The 19,025-nt window shown below is 43.0% G+C and carries 14 protein-coding genes, 1 pseudogene and 2 riboswitches; of the genes and pseudogenes, 8 read left to right on the top strand and 7 right to left on the bottom strand.

The genetic code is table 11. From position 1 onward, the window contains the following. Positions 1-28 precede the first annotated feature (28 nt). Positions 29-499: an anaerobic ribonucleoside-triphosphate reductase activating protein gene (nrdG, locus tag K429_RS0121665; protein WP_029328025.1), complete on the bottom strand. Its 471-nt coding sequence runs from the start codon at positions 497-499 to the stop codon at positions 29-31. Then, the gene (nrdD, locus tag K429_RS0121670) at positions 483-2,576 is read right to left on the bottom strand and encodes an anaerobic ribonucleoside-triphosphate reductase (RefSeq protein ID WP_007209956.1); all 2,094 of its coding nucleotides are present in this window, start codon (positions 2,574-2,576) and stop codon (positions 483-485) included. The genes nrdG and nrdD overlap by 17 nt, the downstream gene beginning before the upstream one ends. 133 nt (positions 2,577-2,709) lie before the next feature. Continuing rightward, positions 2,710-2,929, bottom strand: a riboswitch (cobalamin riboswitch). Between the two features lie 92 nt (positions 2,930-3,021). Further along, a riboswitch (cobalamin riboswitch) is annotated at positions 3,022-3,226 on the top strand. Between the two features lie 65 nt (positions 3,227-3,291). Here nrdD and K429_RS0121675 point away from each other — a divergent pair. The 6 genes from K429_RS0121675 (at position 3,292) to K429_RS0121700 (ending at position 9,867) form a co-directional block, all read left to right on the top strand. Beyond that, positions 3,292-3,543, top strand: a complete 252-nt coding sequence (locus tag K429_RS0121675) for a cysteine-rich CWC family protein (RefSeq protein WP_022209063.1) — start codon at positions 3,292-3,294, stop codon at positions 3,541-3,543. Beyond that, positions 3,515-5,026, top strand: coding sequence for an acetyl-CoA carboxylase biotin carboxylase subunit (gene accC, locus K429_RS0121680; RefSeq protein ID WP_007209953.1), 1,512 nt, complete (start codon positions 3,515-3,517; stop codon positions 5,024-5,026). Before K429_RS0121675 ends, accC begins: the two co-directional genes overlap by 29 nt. Before the next feature lie 18 nt (positions 5,027-5,044). Beyond that, entirely contained in the window at positions 5,045-5,560 is a 516-nt protein-coding gene (locus K429_RS0121685) for a biotin/lipoyl-containing protein (RefSeq protein WP_007209952.1), read from the top strand. Between the two features lie 2 nt (positions 5,561-5,562). After that, positions 5,563-7,095 (top strand): acyl-CoA carboxylase subunit beta, encoded by a 1,533-nt coding sequence (locus tag K429_RS0121690; RefSeq protein ID WP_022209061.1) that lies wholly within the window; start codon positions 5,563-5,565, stop codon positions 7,093-7,095. 100 nt (positions 7,096-7,195) lie between these two features. Continuing rightward, complete coding sequence (locus K429_RS0121695; protein WP_022209060.1) at positions 7,196-8,881, top strand: putative transporter; 1,686 nt, start codon at positions 7,196-7,198, stop codon at positions 8,879-8,881. A 113-nt stretch (positions 8,882-8,994) separates the two neighbouring features. After that, positions 8,995-9,867 carry a pyridoxamine kinase gene (locus K429_RS0121700; RefSeq protein ID WP_029328026.1) on the top strand — a complete coding sequence of 291 codons (873 nt, stop codon included), beginning with the start codon at positions 8,995-8,997 and terminating at the stop codon, positions 9,865-9,867. 199 nt (positions 9,868-10,066) lie between these two features. Here the strand turns inward: K429_RS0121700 and sucD are convergent, their stop codons facing one another. Together sucD and sucC are read right to left on the bottom strand one after the other, a co-directional pair. Beyond that, entirely contained in the window at positions 10,067-10,942 is an 876-nt protein-coding gene (gene sucD / locus K429_RS0121705) for a succinate--CoA ligase subunit alpha (RefSeq protein ID WP_007209947.1), read from the bottom strand. Further along, entirely contained in the window at positions 10,939-12,087 is a 1,149-nt protein-coding gene (sucC, locus tag K429_RS0121710; RefSeq protein ID WP_029328027.1) for an ADP-forming succinate--CoA ligase subunit beta, read from the bottom strand. Before sucC ends, sucD begins: the two co-directional genes overlap by 4 nt. 305 nt (positions 12,088-12,392) lie before the next feature. Between sucC and K429_RS0121720 the strand changes: the two genes are divergently transcribed. After that, positions 12,393-16,436 carry a two-component regulator propeller domain-containing protein gene (locus tag K429_RS0121720; RefSeq protein WP_081750924.1) on the top strand — a complete coding sequence of 1,348 codons (4,044 nt, stop codon included), beginning with the start codon at positions 12,393-12,395 and terminating at the stop codon, positions 16,434-16,436. Between the two features lie 141 nt (positions 16,437-16,577). Here the strand turns inward: K429_RS0121720 and K429_RS0121725 are convergent. The 3 genes and pseudogenes from K429_RS0121725 to K429_RS0121735 form a co-directional block, all read right to left on the bottom strand. Beyond that, positions 16,578-17,312: pseudogene (locus K429_RS0121725) on the bottom strand (PAS domain-containing sensor histidine kinase); the annotation flags it as partial. Between the two features lie 455 nt (positions 17,313-17,767). Continuing rightward, positions 17,768-17,863: a smalltalk protein gene (locus tag K429_RS30410; protein ID WP_007216224.1), complete on the bottom strand. Its 96-nt coding sequence runs from the start codon at positions 17,861-17,863 to the stop codon at positions 17,768-17,770. Positions 17,864-17,891: 28 nt separating this feature from the next. After that, positions 17,892-18,398 (bottom strand): HU family DNA-binding protein, encoded by a 507-nt coding sequence (locus tag K429_RS0121735; RefSeq protein WP_007216225.1) that lies wholly within the window; start codon positions 18,396-18,398, stop codon positions 17,892-17,894. 311 nt (positions 18,399-18,709) lie between these two features. Here K429_RS0121735 and K429_RS0121740 point away from each other — a divergent pair, with 311 nt between their 5' ends. After that, complete coding sequence (locus K429_RS0121740; RefSeq protein WP_007216226.1) at positions 18,710-18,946, top strand: DUF4248 domain-containing protein; 237 nt, start codon at positions 18,710-18,712, stop codon at positions 18,944-18,946. The last annotated feature ends 79 nt before the right edge of the window (positions 18,947-19,025 follow it).

The raw sequence follows: 19,025 nt of genomic DNA on the forward strand, positions 1-19,025 counted from the left end.
TTGTAATTCCGGTTCAGGCGGAAAGAGATCAGCTATTTGTCCTGAACCGGTAAGTAATATCATTCATTTCTCCTTGTACAATCTTGTAAAGCCGCTGGTTGGTTTGTTCAGACTTCAAGCCACCGCGACTTTCTACGTAAGGCCCAAGTTTTATGTATTGGAAGTTCCGTATCGGGAATCCGTCAGGCAGTTCCTGCTTACCGGAATACCAACCCACTTTTACCGGGGCAATCTGCTGTTGCTGTAGAAAATTGGCAAAATACGCTACATCATAAGGATCTGCATCTCCACCCATAAAACAGACGCATGTAACAGCCTTTCCATACTTTTGTAAAAGTACGGAAAGGTTTTCTTCTGTCAGCGCTTCTCCAACATTTTGTTGCAGATAGGGACTATGGCAACCTTTACACCTGTTCGGACAGTTCGAAAGGTTGATTGCCAATGTCACCTCATCCGGTATCTCCTGAAAAACAATGTCGTAATCAGTGTACTTCAGCATAATATCTTCGGGCAGCCTCCTTTTGCCGGGCTTGAGAGAAATTGCTGATTCGTTTCATGTAGCCGATAACGCGGGTCAGATAATCCACGTTCTGGCTATGACATTCCGGACACTCTTTCAAGTATCTTTTGTCAATGTGGTTGCATTCGTTGCAGACCGTGTTAGGTATATTGAAAGTAAAGTAATTGCAGCCCTCAGTGGCGGCTACCCGAAGTAATTGCCTGTATTGCTCTTTGCTTAAGTGCTCTTCCAGATTCATGTGGAGTGCCGAACCGCCCGTCAGATGCTCTATATACCTGTGTCCATGCATACGGAACTTATCGATGACGTTCAGCGACTCATCCTCTACGATGTAGAAATAGCTGTTATAGCACTCGCGGAATGTCTGGAAACCGGCTTCTTTGTCCCATTTGGCATGTTTCACGCCTACATTCTCGGCCGGTATCATTTCGCAGTTAAAGAGTATATCTTTCGTTCGATATTTCTTATTGTATTTTTCAACTATTCCCAGAATCTCCTGCACAAAAGCTTCATATTTAGGATTATCGTTGATTTCAATTCCCATGAATTGAGCGGCTTCCACCAGCCCGTTTACACCGATTGTCAGATATTGGCGTCCCATATTGATGTATCCGGCATCGAACAAAGGCAACATTCCTTTGCTTTGCAGATGCTTTAAGTTTTCGTTATAGGCCAGTTGTACCTTGTGTACCAGATCTACTACCTCTTCAAGGAAGAAATGATAAAGCAATCCGGATTTCACTGCATGCTGGATGCAACGGTTCAGGTTGATAGTCAACACACTTTTTGATCCGGTAGATACGCCGCCTGCACCCAGGGTGTAACTAAATCCGTTATCCTGTATTTCATTACGTAAGCGGCAACAACTACTTAACGAGTCGGCATTATCACTCATATATGTAAAGAAAGAGTGTCCTTCCGCATACATTTCGGCCGTGAAGTCACCGTATTCCTTATCCAGTACATCTCCGTCTTTGGTCAGTAAAGCCATTGTCTCTACGGGGAAAGTAAGAACGGCTTTGGTGCGTTCCTTATTGAACCACTTCATGAAACGCTTCTGCAACCAGCTCAATGATTCCCAATGGGGAGCGTTTCCGTCCGGGAAGACGAAATGTTCGAAAAGGCTATTGAAATAATATTGATCATAGTAAGCTACATTCCAGAATACTGCCTGAAAATTCCGTGCCCCCGTAGGTTGATTGATGGAATATACGATCTGTTCAAAACAATCGGTGATTATTTTATCTATGGTCCTTTGTTTGGAGGAAAGGTCGGCAAGTTGTTCCGGATGTTTATAGTAATCCTCTCCGTATTCTTTTTCTATGAAATAATTCATATACATCAGAAATTCCGGTGTGGCACAGGCGCCGCTGAGCATACTCGATACGATAAATACCATATTGATGAATCCTCCGCAGAAAGACTTCAGATTGGTGGGTGCCGTGGAGTTACCGCCTACGGATGCGGTTCCGCTGATCAGCCACGGATACATGGTGATGCTTGCGCAATAATTGGCAAGATTGGTTTCATCATTCTTATATATGAAGTGTTGGTTCAGCAATTCGATGTAGCGGTCTGAAAGTTCCTTGCCGTACATGTCCTTCAGACGGTCAGTCAGCAAACGGCGGTTCAGACGGATGAAGTTCGATTTGGGGAGCTCGCCTATCAGTGTGGCTATATTTTTATTTTCCACATTGGCGTTAGCGTCATACTTGCTACCGGTGGCAGGGTTGGAGGCATCGCAGTAATCCATCAGGAAACGGAGCTTGTCACGTACTTCCCGGTCTTCCAGATGTTTCTGTCTGTATAGCATGAACGCTTTTGCTACACTGTAATAGTGTTCAGCCATCAGTGCAATTTCTACCTGGTTCTGTATATCTTCTACACTGGTTCCATCACTGATGTTCACGCGGCTGAGTATGTTGGTGATCACATCTTGTGTGGCAAAACTGCCGACAGATAAAAATGCTTTACTAATTGCGTTCTTGATCTTGTCAAGTGAAAACGCTTCTTTTTTCCCATCTCTTTTGACGATGAAAGTCTCCGAATTGATCATACCTGTAATTTAAGATTTAACAAATAAATATTCTTTGTTTAGTTAGCTATACTAAATCAAACGACAAAATAAGGAGAGTAAGTAATAAAATGAATCTTGGAGGATGCATTCTATCGCTTTTCACCCGAAAGCCTGAATGATTACAGATATCGGCAGGTCTTCTGACTTGTTTCCGTTATGGCGCCTTCCCGGTCTTTGCAGGACCAGTGGCTAAAGAGTGCCACAATCTTTTCTCCACATGGTAGGGAGATGAAACTTACAGCTACGGGGATAGTCCCTGATTTTCACAGGATTCCCTTTTAATTCCATTTCACGCTTGCGGTGATTTGGAAACCGTTATCGCTGACAAAGTTAGAAATAAAATCTATAATCCAACGGATGATAGAAAAAAATATTCCCAGCTTATATTTTTTGTTTTAAAAAGCATCTCCAATGATAATTTCCACTATCTTTGCCCCGAATTGGTTTCGGATGAACATTTCTGTCATTTGGATTAAAAGGGAATCGGGTGTAAATCCCGGACAGTCCCGCTGCTGTGAAGCTCCATAACTTTCTTGATAAATACTTTAGCCACTGGCTGTGAATTGGAGGCCGGGAAGGAATCAGAAAGGGAGTCAGTCAGAAGACCTGCCATTCGTTAAAGTCTGTTGCTACTCGTGGGATTAGGGGAACAGTACGAACGTATAATTGTTTTAATTTAATTAATGCGAAAGGGATGCCTATGAAAAAGGTATGTCCGCGTTGTGGTGCAACCTTTGAGTGTATGCACGATCGGATTTTGTCATGCCATTGCGCTACGGTACGACTGAATGAGCAGCAACGTGCTTATTTGCAAAAGAATTACCCGGGCTGTTTATGTCATGACTGTCTGACGGCAGTCAAAGAGGGTATCGTTATGGATGTATGTGATGCACCCCTTTGTGATAAACAGAAGAACAATGATAAAAAAAGTATTGATTGCCAATAGAGGCGAGATTGCTGTACGTGTAATGCGTTCCTGCAAAGAGATGGGAATACGTACAGTAGCTGTCTATTCGGAAGCGGACCGTGCAGCAAAACACGTCATGTATGCCGATGAAGCCTGTCTGATAGGTCCGGCAGCTTCCAGAGACAGTTATTTGAATATAGAGAATATAATTCGTGCTGCCCGGCAGCATGAAGCGGATGCCATCCATCCCGGATATGGTTTCTTATCTGAAAATGCGGACTTTGCCCGTCGTTGCAAAGAAGAAGGCATTATTTTTATCGGGCCCTCTGCCGAAACAATGGAAGCGATGGGCGATAAAATCTCAGCCCGTAAACACATGATTGCAGCCGGAGTACCGGTAGTTCCCGGTACGGAACAACCCTTGCAGAGTGCCGGGGAGGCTGTGATGATATGTAATAAGATCGGCTATCCCGTGATGCTGAAAGCCTCTATGGGTGGTGGCGGAAAAGGTATGCGACTGATACATAGTGAGGATGAAGTAGTTGAGGCTTATAATACCGCCCGTTCGGAGTCTATGTCTGCTTTTGGTGACGATACGGTATATCTGGAGAAATTTGTGGAGGAACCCCATCATATTGAATTTCAGGTATTGGGTGATAATCATGGCAATGTGATTCATTTATTTGATCGCGAATGTTCTGTTCAGCGTAGAAATCAAAAGATTGTGGAGGAAAGTCCGTCTCCCTTCCTCACTCCGGAATTACGCAGAGAGATGGGAGAGAAGGCTGTAGCTGCCGCCAAAGCAGTGAACTATTCGGGTGCAGGTACTATCGAATTTCTGGTGGATAAGCATCGTCATTTCTATTTCCTGGAAATGAACACCCGTTTGCAAGTGGAACATCCCATTACGGAAGAAGTGGTGGGTGTGGACTTGGTGAAAGAACAGATCATGATTGCATCCGGTTATCCGTTGCATCTTAAACAGGAAGATTTGTTTCAGCGGGGACATGCTATCGAATGTCGTATCTGTGCGGAAGATACGGAGAATAATTTTATGCCGTCTCCGGGAATCATTAAGTTATTGGCTGAACCGAACGGTATCGGTGTCCGAATCGATAGCTATGTTTACGAAGGGTATGAGATTCCTATTTATTATGATCCCATGATCGGAAAACTGATCGTATGGGCCACCAATCGGCAGTATGCCATTGAGCGTATGCGCCGTGTGCTGTATGAGTATAAAATTACCGGATTGAAGACGAATCTTACTTATCTGAAGCGCATCATGCACAACCCCGATTTCGTAAAGGGAGAATACAACACGCTGTTTATCGAGAAAAACTCGCGTATGTTGCAGCGTCCTAACAGTAATAATGAAGAAATTGAGAATATTGCCATGATTGCCGCTTATATAGATTACCTGATGAACCTGGAAGAGAATTCTTCTACGCAGTCGTCTGATGGTCGTCCTATCAGTCGCTGGCGTGAGTTTGGTTTGCAAAAAGGAGTTTTACGTATTTAAAGAGGGAGGAAGTAGTTAATGGAAATACATATTGGAAACCGCGTTGCCGACGTGACGTTGGTCAGTAAAGAAGATAATAAAGTCCGGTTGAATGTTGATGGAAGAATCTACGATGTGGATATTGCCATGGCAGAAAACGGCAGCTGCTCCATCTTACACGACGGAAATTCTTACAATACGGAAGTCATCCGCGGTGAAGGAGGAAAAAGCTATGATGTGAATTTGTTCTATCGCTCTTATCATGTGGATATAGCAGATACCCAGGTGAAATACTTGCGTATGCGAAAAGGAGGAGAAGAGAGACAGGACGATAAGATTATTGCTCCGATGCCGGGTAAGGTTATGAAGATTCCTGTAAAGAAAGGGGACCGTTTGTCGGCGGGAGATATTGTAGTGGTGCTTGAAGCTATGAAAATGCAAAGCAACTATAAGGTCAATTCGGACTGTGTAGTGAGAGAAATCTTGGTGGCGGAAGGTGATTCAGTGAGCAGTAACCAGATTTTAATGACATTGGATATTATAAATGAAGAATAAGTATGGAAAGGACAGAAATATATAATCAGTTTGAAGAACTTAATAAGCGTGCCTCGCAGGGTGGAGGCATTGATAAGATAGAAAAACAACATGCTGCCGGGCGGATGACCGCACGCGAACGCATAGAAGCCTTGCTGGATAAAGGGACATTCAATGAGTTGGATAAGTTTGTAAATCACCGTTGCACCAATTTCGGAATGGAGAAAAAACAAATTCCAGGTGATGGCATGGTGACTGGTTACGGCAAGATTGACGGTCGTCCGGTATTTGTGTACGCCTATGACTTTACGGTGCATGGTGGTTCTTTGAGTGAAACTAATGCAGCGAAAATAGTGAAAGTACAGCAACTGGCACTCAAAAATGGTGCTCCGGTTATTGCTCTGAATGACTCGGGAGGTGCCCGTATTCAGGAAGGTGTCGGCAGTTTGTCAGGATATGCTTCTATTTTCTATCAGAATACGATTGCTTCCGGGGTGATCCCTCAAATCTCAGCTATTCTGGGCCCATGTGCCGGCGGTGCCTGTTATTCACCTGCATTGACGGATTTTATTTTTATGGTGAAAGAGAAAAGTCATATGTTCATCACAGGGCCGGATGTAGTGAAAACGGTTACGCATGAAGAAGTGGACAAGGAAGAGCTGGGTGGAGCCTATGCACATAGCAGTAAGAGTGGCGTTACTCACTTCATGTGTAACACTGAAGAAGAAACCATGCTGGCCATACGCGAATTGCTCAGCTTCCTGCCTTCCAATAATATGGAGGATGCTCCGCTTATTCCTTGTACGGATGATGCCAGACGTCAGTCAGAAGAACTTCAAACTGTGATTCCGGAAGACCCGAACATTCCTTATGACATTAAGGATATTATAGAGCCTGTTATGGATAACCAATATTTCTTTGAAGTGATGCCTCATTTTGCAAAGAATATTGTGGTGGGTTTCGCCCGTCTGAATGGTCGTTCGGTAGGAGTTGTAGCCAACCAGCCGGCTTATCTGGCTGGTGTGCTGGATATAGATGCTTCCGATAAGGCTGCACGTTTCATCCGTTTTTGCGACTGCTTCAACATTCCGTTGATTACCTTCGAAGATGTACCGGGCTTCCTGCCTGGCGTGACGCAGGAGCATAATGGCATCATTCGTCACGGGGCAAAAATCGTCTATGCTTATGCAGAAGCTACTGTCCCTAAAATTACCCTGATAACCCGTAAGGCTTATGGCGGTGCGTACATCGTGATGTCCAGCAAACAGACAGGGGCAGACATCAATCTGGCCTATCCGCAGGCTGAAATAGCTGTGATGGGAGCCGAAGGTGCTGTGAATATATTATATAGAAATGTTACACCGGAAGAAAAATCCGGTCTGATCCAGGAATATGAATTTAAGTTTTCTAATCCGTATCGGGCTGCCGAGCGTGGTTTTATTGATGAGATTATCATGCCTCGTGATACCCGGTATAAGCTGATTCAGGCGTTAGAAATGACGCATAACAAGAGTCAGAGCAACCCACCTAAAAAGCACGGCAATATGCCACTATGATTTAGTTATGTTTCAATGTGTGCGTCTCCCCGTAGAAGTGATTTCTCCGGGGAGACTTTAAACGGATTATATGAAGAAAAAATTATATATGCTTTAAATTATGGAACTATTGAAGAACCTTTTTGAAGGATACCCTGATCTTTGGGGTGGAGGAGTGGCTCATTCCGTACTGATCCTTTCACTTGTGATAGCATTTGGCATTATGCTGGCTAAAATCAAAGTGGCGGGAGTTTCATTAGGTATCACATGGATACTTTTTGTGGGGATTGTATTCGGGCATTTTGATATGACTCTGAATGAACACTTGCTTCATTTTATGAAAGAGTTCGGTCTGATCTTGTTTGTTTACTCCATAGGGCTACAAGTGGGACCCGGTTTCTTTTCTGCTTTCAAAAAAGGCGGACTTACCTTGAATCTGTTGGCTATGCTGGTCGTTTTTCTGGGAGTAGTCATCACGATTATATTACATTTTGTCACGGGTACGCCTATCACTACTATGGTCGGTATCCTTTCCGGTGCGGTAACAAATACTCCGGGACTTGGAGCTGCCCAGCAGGCGAACAGTGATTTGAACGGAATAGATGCCCCTGAGATAGCATTGGGATATGCGGTTGCTTATCCACTGGGTGTAGTCGGCATTATCTTGTCATTGATAGCCTTGAAATATATTTTGCGTATCAATACCAAGACAGAAGAGGCGGAAGCTGAACGTGGACTGGGACACATACAGGAACTCACTGTGCGTCCTATTTCGTTTGAAATCCGTAATGAAGCTATCGACGGAAAAAAGATAAAAGATATACGTCCGCTGATGAACCGTGATTTTGTGATTTCGCGTGTACAGTATCATGACGGGCAAGGAACGGAATTGGCTAATTCAGATACGGTATTGCATCTGAATGATAAAATTTTGGTTATCTCTACCCCTAAAGATATTGAAGCTATTAGCGTCTTCTTCGGTAAGCAGATTGATATGCAATGGGAGCAATTGGACAAGAAACTGATTTCCCGTCGTATCTTGATAACGAAACCTGAACTGAATGGAAAGATGCTTTCCCAATTGAAGATACGTAATAATTTCGGAGCCAGTATTACCCGGGTGAATCGTTCGGGAGTAGACTTGGTTGCTGCTCCGCAATTACAATTGCAGATGGGCGACCGTGTTACTATTGTTGGTAGCGAGCTGGCGGTCAGTCATGCGGAAAAAGTATTGGGAAATTCAATGAAACGCTTGGATCATCCTAATCTGATACCTATATTCTTGGGGATAGCGTTAGGATGTATCCTGGGTAGTACACCTTTCGTATTTCCGGGCATTCCACAGCCGGTAAAGTTAGGATTGGCGGGCGGCCCTCTTATTGTTTCCATTCTGATCAGTCGCTTCGGTCCTCAGTACAAAATGATTACTTATACTACCATGAGTGCCAATCTGATGCTGCGTGAGATAGGAATTTCCCTTTTCCTGGCTTGTGTGGGATTGGGTGCCGGTAAAGGATTTGTGGAAACGGTGATTTATGACGGTGGATATGTCTGGGTAGGTTATGGTGTTATTATAACTATTGTTCCTTTGCTGATAGCCGGGCTTGTCGGACGATACGTCTTTAAATTAAACTATTATACGTTGATCGGAGTATTGGGTGGCTCAACCACGAATCCGCCCGCGTTGGCGTATTCCAATGATCTGACTTCGTGTGATGCTCCTGCGGTGGGATATGCCACTGTTTATCCGCTTACCATGTTTTTACGTGTGCTTACTGCACAAATACTGATACTTGCATTAGCTTAATTCCTAAACTTTAATTGAATCAAACATTTTCTCTTTTAGCTTGTTCTTTACTCCCCGTAAGATTATCTTTGCGGGGAGTTTTTTTATGTGAAAGAAAAAATGTAGTAACCAAGATGTATACAAATAAAGTAAAGAGAATAGCTGCCGTTCATGACTTGTCTGGTTTTGGGCGTGTATCCCTTACGGTTGTAATTCCGATTTTGTCTTCCATGGGCTTTCAGGTTTGCCCTTTACCTACGGCTGTGCTCTCCAGTCATACGCAATATCCGGAGTTTTCTATTCTTGACCTGACGGATGAAATGCCTCGAATTATTGCCGAATGGAAAAAGCTGGATGTACAGTTTGATGCTTTCTATACAGGATATCTCGGAGCTCCGCGTCAGGTACAGATTGTTTCGGATTTTATTGATGACTTCCGCCAGCCGGACAGCTTGGTGGTAGTTGACCCCGTATTGGGAGATAACGGACGGCTATACACAAACTTTGATGAATCAATGATTTGCGAAATGCGCCACTTGGCAACGAAGGCGGATGTGATCACCCCAAATCTCACTGAACTTTTTTATCTGATGGACAAGCCTTATAAAGCAGATAATACGGATGAAGAATTGAAATCTTACCTTCGTCTTTTGTCTGATGCAGGCCCTCAGGTGGTTATTATAACCAGCGTTCCTGTTCATGAAGAGAGTCACAAGACCTCGGTATATGCTTATAATCGGGTAGGGGATCGATACTGGAAAATTACTTGTCCGTATTTGCCGGCCCATTATCCGGGAACCGGGGATACTTTTACAAGTGTCATAACCGGTGCTTTATTGCAAGGGGATAGTCTTCCTATTGCTTTGGACCGTGCCACGCAATTCATTCTTCAGGGCATTCGTGCTACTTTTGGGTATGAGTACGACAATCGGGAGGGTATTTTACTGGAAAAAGTACTGCACAATCTGGATATGCCTATCCAAAGCGCCAGCTACGAATTGATTTAAAATGTAGTTATGTTACTCGTTGGCGGAATTTATTTCTTTTTTTGGGGTTATGAATTAATTCACCACAGAGTAACACAGAGTTTCACGGAGTTTAATCAATTTGAAATCAAAAGAATATAACTCCGTGAAACTCTGTGTTACTCTGTGGTGAAAATTCATTACTATACCGAAATGAATAAATTCCGCCAACAGATTTATGTTATTTGTTTGGAAGTGACGCTTTTAATAAGATAGGTACTTCTGCCGGTTCATTTGCCACTTGTATTCCAGCTGCCGTCAGTGCTGCAATCTTTTCCTCGGCAGAGCCGGAATTACCGGAAATAATGGCACCTGCATGTCCCATTTGCTTTCCCGGAGGTGCAGATTGTCCGGCAATAAAAGCTACGACAGGTTTTGTTACGTGCTTCTTTATATATTCAGCCGCCAGTTCTTCTGCGTTTCCACCAATCTCACCGATCATGACGATGGATTCCGTATCCTTATCATTCTGGAACATTTCCAATAGTTCACGGAAGTAAAGTCCTACTACGGGATCACCTCCCATGCCAATAGCGGTAGATTGGCCCATGCCGTTGGCTGTAAGATGGTAAACAATCTCGTAAGTCAATGTTCCGCTACGGCTGATCACTCCGACATTTCCTTTTTTAAAAACGTTGCCGGGTAAGATTCCGGCCAGGCTCTTTTCCGGAGAAATTAAACCGGGGCAGTTCGGCCCGATCAGCATGGCTCCTTTCAGTTGAGTGAAGCGATACGCTTTGATTACATCGAGGGTAGGGATACCTTCGGAGATACAGATAATCAGTTTGATTCCGGCATCTGCGGCTTCCATGATAGCATCTGCCGCATAGCTGGCGGGAACAAAAAGAATGGAGGCATTGGCCTGCGTCTTTTCCACTGCCTCGTACATGGTGTTGAAAACGGGAAGCCCGTCTACGGTGCTGCCTCCTTTTCCGGGAGACGTACCACCTACCACATTCGTACCGTATTCTTTCATTTTCACAGCATGAAAATGTCCGTCTCTGCCCGTAATACCTTGTACCAACAGACGGGTCGATTTATCAATAAGTATGCTCATAATGTTTCTCCTTTCACAGATTTTACTACCATCAGGGTGGCTTCATTCATGGTTTCCGCTACCTGAAAGCGGTTACTGTCTTTTAATAGTTTCCTGCCGATTTTTTCATTGGTTCCCGTCAGTCTTACAATGACAGGAATTTCCGTTTGCAATTGGTCGAAAGCCTGTATCAATCCTATAGCTACATCGTCGCAACGAGTGATGCCGCCAAATATATTGATGAAGACCGCTTTTACTTTCGAATCATTCAGCAGTATCTTCATGGCTTCAATCACCTTCACGGGGTTTGAACTCCCACCGATATCCAGGAAATTGGCAGGTGAACCGCCATATAACTTAATCATGTCCATGGTAGTCATTGCCAGTCCGGCGCCGTTTACCATGCAACCGATGTCTCCGTCCATACGTACATAGCTGAATCCTCTTTCTTTGGCTGTAGCTTCGAGTTGTTCCTCCGATGTAGGTTCGAAAAGTGAGTGTATCTCGAGGTGACGATAAAGAGAGTTATCATCGAACACCATCTTGGCATCAATGGCTGTAAGGGTACCTTTAGCCGTCAACACTAACGGGTTGATTTCAGCAAGCGATGCATCGTTTTCCATGAAGGCTTTATAGAGATTCTGAAGGATGGAAGTCATACGCCTGGCTTGTTCCGCCTGGTCAAAAAGCATGAATGCAAAACTCTGTGCCAGATATTGAGGCAATCCTATCAACGGGTCGATATTATAGCGAATGATTTTCTCCGGAGTGTTGCGGGCTACTTCTTCAATATCCATTCCTCCTGCCGCGCTCATGATAAGCACTACTGAACGCGTGTTGCGGTCAATGGTAAAACTGACATAATATTCAGCTGCGATATCTACAGCTTCGCTGATTAAAATTCGGGTTACAGGAAAACCTTTGATGGTCATTTTCAGAATTTCCCGGGCGTGCTGTCTTACCAGTTCTTCATTGTCAGCTAGTTTTATGCCTCCTGCCTTTCCTCGTCCACCGGTCAACACTTGTGCTTTCACAACTACTTTGTCCACTTCTAACTGCCGGAAAGCTTTTACGGCTTCATCGGGCGTATTGCATAACACATGTCGTTCTACCGGAATTCCATACTGGGAGAAGATTTCCTTTGCTTGATATTCATGTACTTTCATGGATCATGGATTATAGATTAGTATATGTCTCTAACAAATAAGATGGCTAAAAAGTTGTCAAATAAGTGATTGAGAACGAAAATAAGAAAAAGGATCGTTTCTGGTGAATGCTATTTGTTATAAGAAAAATATGGTAATAGCGATAAAAAATGACGTGTATTATGAAAAAAACTTGTTTTATACTGTGAACTTTTCTGCCTTTTTGGTTAATTTTGCATATTAATCTCATATTTTAATATTAAACCGTTGGGATTCCTTGTCAGATTCGGAGTCAGGAATCCTTGGATGATAACACACGAACTGTGATGAACAGGAGAAGATTTTATCAACAGAGAAAAACCTCCATGCTGTTTGCCATACTCGTATTTTTTACTCAGGTATGTGTAGCCCAGGCATATAAATATATAAGTATGGAGGATGGTCTGGGCAGTCAGAAAGTTTATCGTATCCTACAAGATTCTTTAGGATATATGTGGTTCCTTACTCAGGAAGGTCCGGACCGTTACAATGGCAAGGAAATCAAACACTATGAATTGACGGATAAGGGACAGAAGCTCAATATGCAGTTTAGCCTGAATTGGCTTTACATGGCTGACGACGGTGTGTTGTGGGGAACTGGACGGAAAGGCCGCATTTTCCGCTATGAACAGGGCCGGGATCGGTTCGAACAGGTGTATATGCCTCCTTTACCGGAAAAGGGAATCTCTTCGCCGAATATTACATATAGCTATATGGATCATTCCAGACGTATCTGGCTTTGCAGTAAGGAACAAATGGCATTGTTCGATACCCGCACAGGAAAGATATCGCAATTATCATCCAGTATAATCAGTAATGTCACTTCTATTGCCCAGATAGATAGGGAAAACTTCTTCATAGGTACGGAGTCCGGGTTGTATCGGGCGGTATTGGATGAGTCTCGTACGTTACTTTCGTGTACACCGGCATATAATCTTCATGCACCGGTGAGCGAGTTATTCTTTTCAGCTGCTTTGAAGAAATTGTTTGTCGGTACTTTTAAGCAGGGAGTGTGGATTTGTGATCTTGATACTTCTCAGGAAAATCGGTCGGATGAAACCCTTAGTGACGTGAATATCAAACGTATTATACCCTTTGGGGAAAGGGAAATTCTGATAGCTACTGACGGGAAAGGAATCTATCGTATGAATATTGATACATGTTATGCAGTTCCTTATATTGTAGCAGATTATAATATCCATAATGGAATGAATGGCAACAATATAAACGATGTGCATGTAGACCATGAGGGTCGCATCTGGATTGCTAATTATCCCAGTGGAATAACCATCCGCGACAATCGTTACAGCGGTTACCGCTGGACTCGTCATTCAGTTGGGAACCGCCAGTCACTTGTCAATAACCAGGTGCATGATGTCATTGAAGATAGTGAGGGTGACCTTTGGTTCGGTACCAGCAATGGCATAAGTCTATATAGTTCCGCTACGGGGGAATGGCATTCCTTTTTCAGCACTTTTGATCATGAACTGGAAGATAAGAATCATATATTCCTGACGCTTTGTGAAATCTCGCCCGGAATTATTCTGGCAGGTGGTTTTACCTCCGGTCTTTACCAGATAGATAAACGTGCCCTTACGGTTGACTATATTGCTTCTTCTCTTTTCTTTCATTTAGACCTGCGTCCCGATCAGTACATTCGTGACATAAGGAAAGATTCGGAAGGTAATATCTGGTCAGGCGGTTTTTATAATCTGAAATGTTTTGATCTTAAAAGTGGTAAATCCCGCCTGTATTCCGGCTTGAATTCTATTACCTGCATTCGCGAAAAAGACGATTCTTCGATGTGGATTGGCACTTCGGCAGGACTATATTTGCTAGACAAATTTTCCGGAAAATATCGCAGCATCGATATGCCTGTGGAATCTATGCATATCCATGCCTTGTATCAGGGAGACGATGGTGTGTTGTATATAGGTACCAGTGGTTCCGGGCTGGTGCTTTATAATCCCGAAGAAGAGGCCTTCGCTCAGTATTATACAGATAATTGTGCCCTTATATCCAATAATATCTATACAATTCTTCCTAAACCGGACGGGGATTTATTGCTTAGTACGGAAAATGGAATTGTTCATTTTTCACCTCGTAGAATGTCATTTAATAACTGGACGCGTGAACAGGGGCTTATGAGTGTCTGTTTCAATCCCGGTGCCGGTATTTTGCATAGTAGCGGTCGTTTTGTCTTGGGAAGTAATGATGGGGTCATTGGTTTTCCTTCGGATATGCACATACCGGTCCCAACTTTTTCTCCGATGTTGCTTAGTGATTTGAATATATCCTATCAGCCTGTATATCCCGGTGATGAAGGATCACCCTTGGAAACGGATATTAACGATACGAAAATTTTGAAACTTAAATATGAACAGAATACTTTCTCACTGAGGGCTTCCTCCATTAATTATGACTATCCTTCTAATATTTTATACTCCTGGAGATTGGAAGGCTTTTATGATGAATGGACTACGCCTTCTTCCAACGGTCTGATGCGTTTCACCAATATCCCTTCGGGTAAATATATGCTTCATGTACGTTCCGTATCTAACGAAGAAAAGTATAAGAGTTATGAACAGCGCAGTATGTTGATTATCATATCTCCTCCGTTGTGGGCTACTCCGTGGGCTATAGCCGGTTATATTATGTTAGCTGTTCTGGTGTGTGTGATTCTGTTCCGCATCATTACACTGAGGAAACAGAAGAGGATTTCGGAAGAAAAGACACGCTTTTTTATAAACACAGCTCACGACATCCGTACACCTCTGACTCTGATAAAGGCCCCGTTGGAAGAACTACGGAACAAAGATATGGTGAATGAGGAAGGTAAGGGACATGTGAGCATGGCTCTGAGAAATGTGGATGTTCTTTTACGGCTTATAACAAATCTTATTAATTTTGAACGTATCAATACCTATTCATCACATATGTATATTGCTGAGTATGAATTAGGTATGTATGTGTCAGGCATTTGTGACACATTTCATGCGTATACAAACATCAAGCATATCAGGTTGACTTACGAAAGTAATTTTCAATACCTGAACGTGTGGTTTGACAGGGATAAGATGGATTCTATCATGAAGAATATCCTGTCGAACGCCATGAAATATACACCGGAAAATGGGAACATATATGTCAGTGCATCAGAATATGAGGATGGTTGGGGCATTGAGGTGAAAGATACCGGAATCGGTATTCCCCGCAATGAACAGAAAGGACTTTTTCATACCTATTTTCGAGGTAGCAATGCCGTCAACTTGAGGGTTAGCGGTAGTGGAATCGGCCTGGCATTGGTGCATAGGCTGGTGCGTTTACATGGTGGAAAAATAACTATAGAGAGTACGGCGGAACAAGGTACACTGGTAAGAATCATTTTTCCTAAGGGGAACAAACATTTTCGTAAAGCCAGTATCATATCTGCAACTCCGGAGCGATCTATCAGCATGCCGGAAGTTGTTACTCCGGCACTTTCTGCCGTTGAGCCCAAGCAGAGTGATGCTTCTTCCCGACGTATCCTCATCGTGGAGGATAATGACGATTTGCGTATTTATCTGGTGAATACGCTTGGTGAGGATTATCTGGTGCAGTCCTGTCACAACGGAAAGGAGGCTCTTGAAATCCTATCCGAGTTTAAGCCGGATCTTGTGTTGTCAGATATTATGATGCCGGAAATGTCGGGAGATGAATTGTGTGCCGCCATTAAGGGCAATATTGAAACATCTCATATTCCGGTGCTTCTGTTGACTGCATTGGGTGATGAGAAAAACATGCTGGAAGGACTGAAGATAGGTGCGGATGATTACATGGCGAAACCTTTCAGCATCAGCATATTGAAGGCGAGTATCAACCGTTTGATTACCAATCGGATCTTATTGCATAAGAAGTATGGCAGTTCGGACTTCGAAACTGAAAAATGGCCGAAAGGGTGTCGGGATACACTTGACTGGAAATTCATAGCTTCAGTCAGGGAAAATGTGGAGAAGAACATGGCCGATCCGGATTTTACGGTAGATATGCTTTGTTCGCTTCACCACATGAGTCGCAGTAGTTTCTATAATAAAGTGAAAGCATTGACTGATTGTTCTCCGGCAGATTATGTACGTCTCATCCGTATGCAGTATGCTGCCCGAATGTTGAAAGAAGGCGAACACTCTATTACGGAAATAGCGGATATGACCGGGTTCTGCGATGCGAAATATTTCAGAGAGGTATTCCGGAAGCATTTCGGGGTCAGTCCGAGCGAGTATAGGGGAAAAGGGACGGCAGAAAAAGAAAATTCAGATTTAAAGCAAGATAATGATGGGAGTGTGTCAAAATGAAGTTTAGAATGCAAATTACATGAATTACACAAATGATTCTTTTTTATCCTTCTGATAATCAGAACTTATCTGACTTGTTGTTTGCGTAATTCATGTAATCTGCGTTCTTTTATTCTGTTTTGGCACATTCTCTTATATTGTGGCATTGACAAGTAAGTTGATAAGTACTTGTGAAAGTCGGTTACGTTCGGTTTGTACATGGCACTCGGTAACTCCGGGAATAAATTTCAGGACAACATTCGGTTGTAGTCTGCGTCGTACTGTTCTTTCTACGTCTCTTGCCAGTCCGTTCAAGTCAACGTTCTGGTAATTGAAATCAAGAGTATTTGCCTCTATTTTCGACAGATCCAGAATGTCGCTGATAAGTTGTAGGAGAAGCTGGTTGTTATTCTCTATGATACTGATGAACTCTTCCCGTTCATGTTCATCCTCAGTGGTGGTCAGCAGGCTGGAGAAACCTATGATGGCATTCAATGGTGTACGTATTTCGTGGCTCATGTTAGCCAGGAATGCAGACTTTAGCCGTTCGGATTCCAGAGCTTTTTCTCTAGCTGTTACCAGTGCCTTCTCTTGTCTCTTACGTTCTGTAATTAATAGTAGCGAACCTACCAATGATATCGGATTGCCCTGCTCATCGTATTGATCTACTACCGCATTCGTTTCAAGCCAATCTGTAAATTTTCGTCCTTCCACTTCAGTAATGATGCGAAACTCTTCTTTGGCATGTTGTAATTTTCCGGATGCAAGATTCTTGTGTATCTGCTGCATACGTTCCACATCTTCCGGGTGCATTTTCTGAAAGTATTCGGAGGCCTTTATAATGTGCGCCTGAGGAGTGGACCCTTTTTCTTTAGTGAAATTCATGTGGGCCAGTATTGAAGAAGTTTGGAGCATAATAGGGGTTATAAGCGTTTGACTCCATGGGGCTCCTTCATTATAAGAGTTAATTATAAGTGGTCGATGTTGTTTGGGGACTACGGTTGCATGGGCAATGGATAAACTTAAGTGTAGTAAGACAAAACAGAGGCTGATTATATGTTTCCAAGATAAAAAAAGTCTCATAACCAGATTATTAAGTATTCTTTTATATTGCATTAATATCTAATATTAATGCAAAAATACAAAAGTAAGGTTTCTTATAATTGCTTTTTAACTTTGTGTTAATAAAGATTGATTATTACATTCTATTATTGTTGTGAGTTGTGGTTTTATCATGCAAAATTATACTAACCATTCTGAGCTTTTGATAGGTCAGTTTTATTTTGTAGAAAATAAGGCTGTTTCTGATGAAACAGCCTTATTCATTTTCGAGGGAGATTTATCTTACCCCTTTACACATTCATGGCATTGGCACTCAGTGCCCCTACTATAGCCGAAGCTACCGCAATCACAATTTTGAGAATTTTATCCCAGATTGACTTTTTCATATTCTTTGATTAAATGATTAGTGATATTTTAACCCAGCGGATTTTCATCCAGTCCTCCCTCGCCGCTACCGGATCCTCCCTGGTCACCGGAAGAGTTGCCACCTGACGAACTTCCGTCCTTGTTTACCAATGCCTCCAAATCGTAGAAGTCAATTTTCTGTCCGGCACGTGTTGCCGTCACATCCGGTCTGATGGTGGTTGACGGTCGGAAATTGATTTTCACGGCCTTGATGTTCTTAGCCGTGCAATCCTCCTTTTTCTCCACTCCGATGGTCCGTGCCGACAGGCTGAATACCCCGAAATCCTTGATGTTCACCGATTGCCCGCCATACAGCTTGTCAATCAGCGCCTCTACAAAGTTGGTAATTACACTTTTGATATCTCCCAAGGTTAGCGAGCTTTTCTCCTTCATCACGTATGCCACGTCTTCCAGGTCGGCATTGTCCCCTAACGTCACCAGTTGCGGATAAAACTTTGCCACCGCATCCTCCTTTCGCGGATCTCTCCGCGGAATCTTTTTGAATGGTACTCCCATAATCAATCATTTTTTAAAAGTTAAAAAACAAGGTTATTTAATGATCCTTTGGGGAAAGCTGTCCGAATCCTCTTCTCATGCTTTTCTTAATTTACTCTGCCATCATGGGCTTGCCGGAAGATTTTCGCTCTTTTCCCCTTTGGACATTGCAAATATACCCCGTTCTTTTCCCTTCCACTTTCCGCTTGAAGCTATTTGAGTTTGTATGAAAAAAAGAGAATGTAAATGAGAGGTAATACCTTCTTTATTCCTTTCTGTTGTCGCTGTAAATGAGTACCTTTATACCATGTAAATCACTAAAAAACAAACTTATGAAAGAAGAAAACTTAGATGAAAAAGTCCCTGTCCGCGCTTATACCAAAGCCGACCTTGCCATGCTTTACAATCCCGGTGTATGTATTACTACCGCTCTACAACTTCTTCGCCGGTGGATTTATGCTAACAGGCAACTGATGGCGGAACTGAAGGAAGCGGGTTATAACAAGAACCGCCATTCTTATCTGCCCCTTGAAGTGAAACTTATATTCAAGTATCTCGGTGAGCCTTAGATAGTTTGAATCCAGCAAATGAAAGATTTGTACTTTTTGTAAATAAAATGCCAATATATGTAACGGGTGATAAGATATG

This window comes from Bacteroides sp. 14(A) (assembly GCF_000526555.1).
Taxonomy (GTDB): domain Bacteria; phylum Bacteroidota; class Bacteroidia; order Bacteroidales; family Bacteroidaceae; genus Bacteroides; species Bacteroides cellulosilyticus.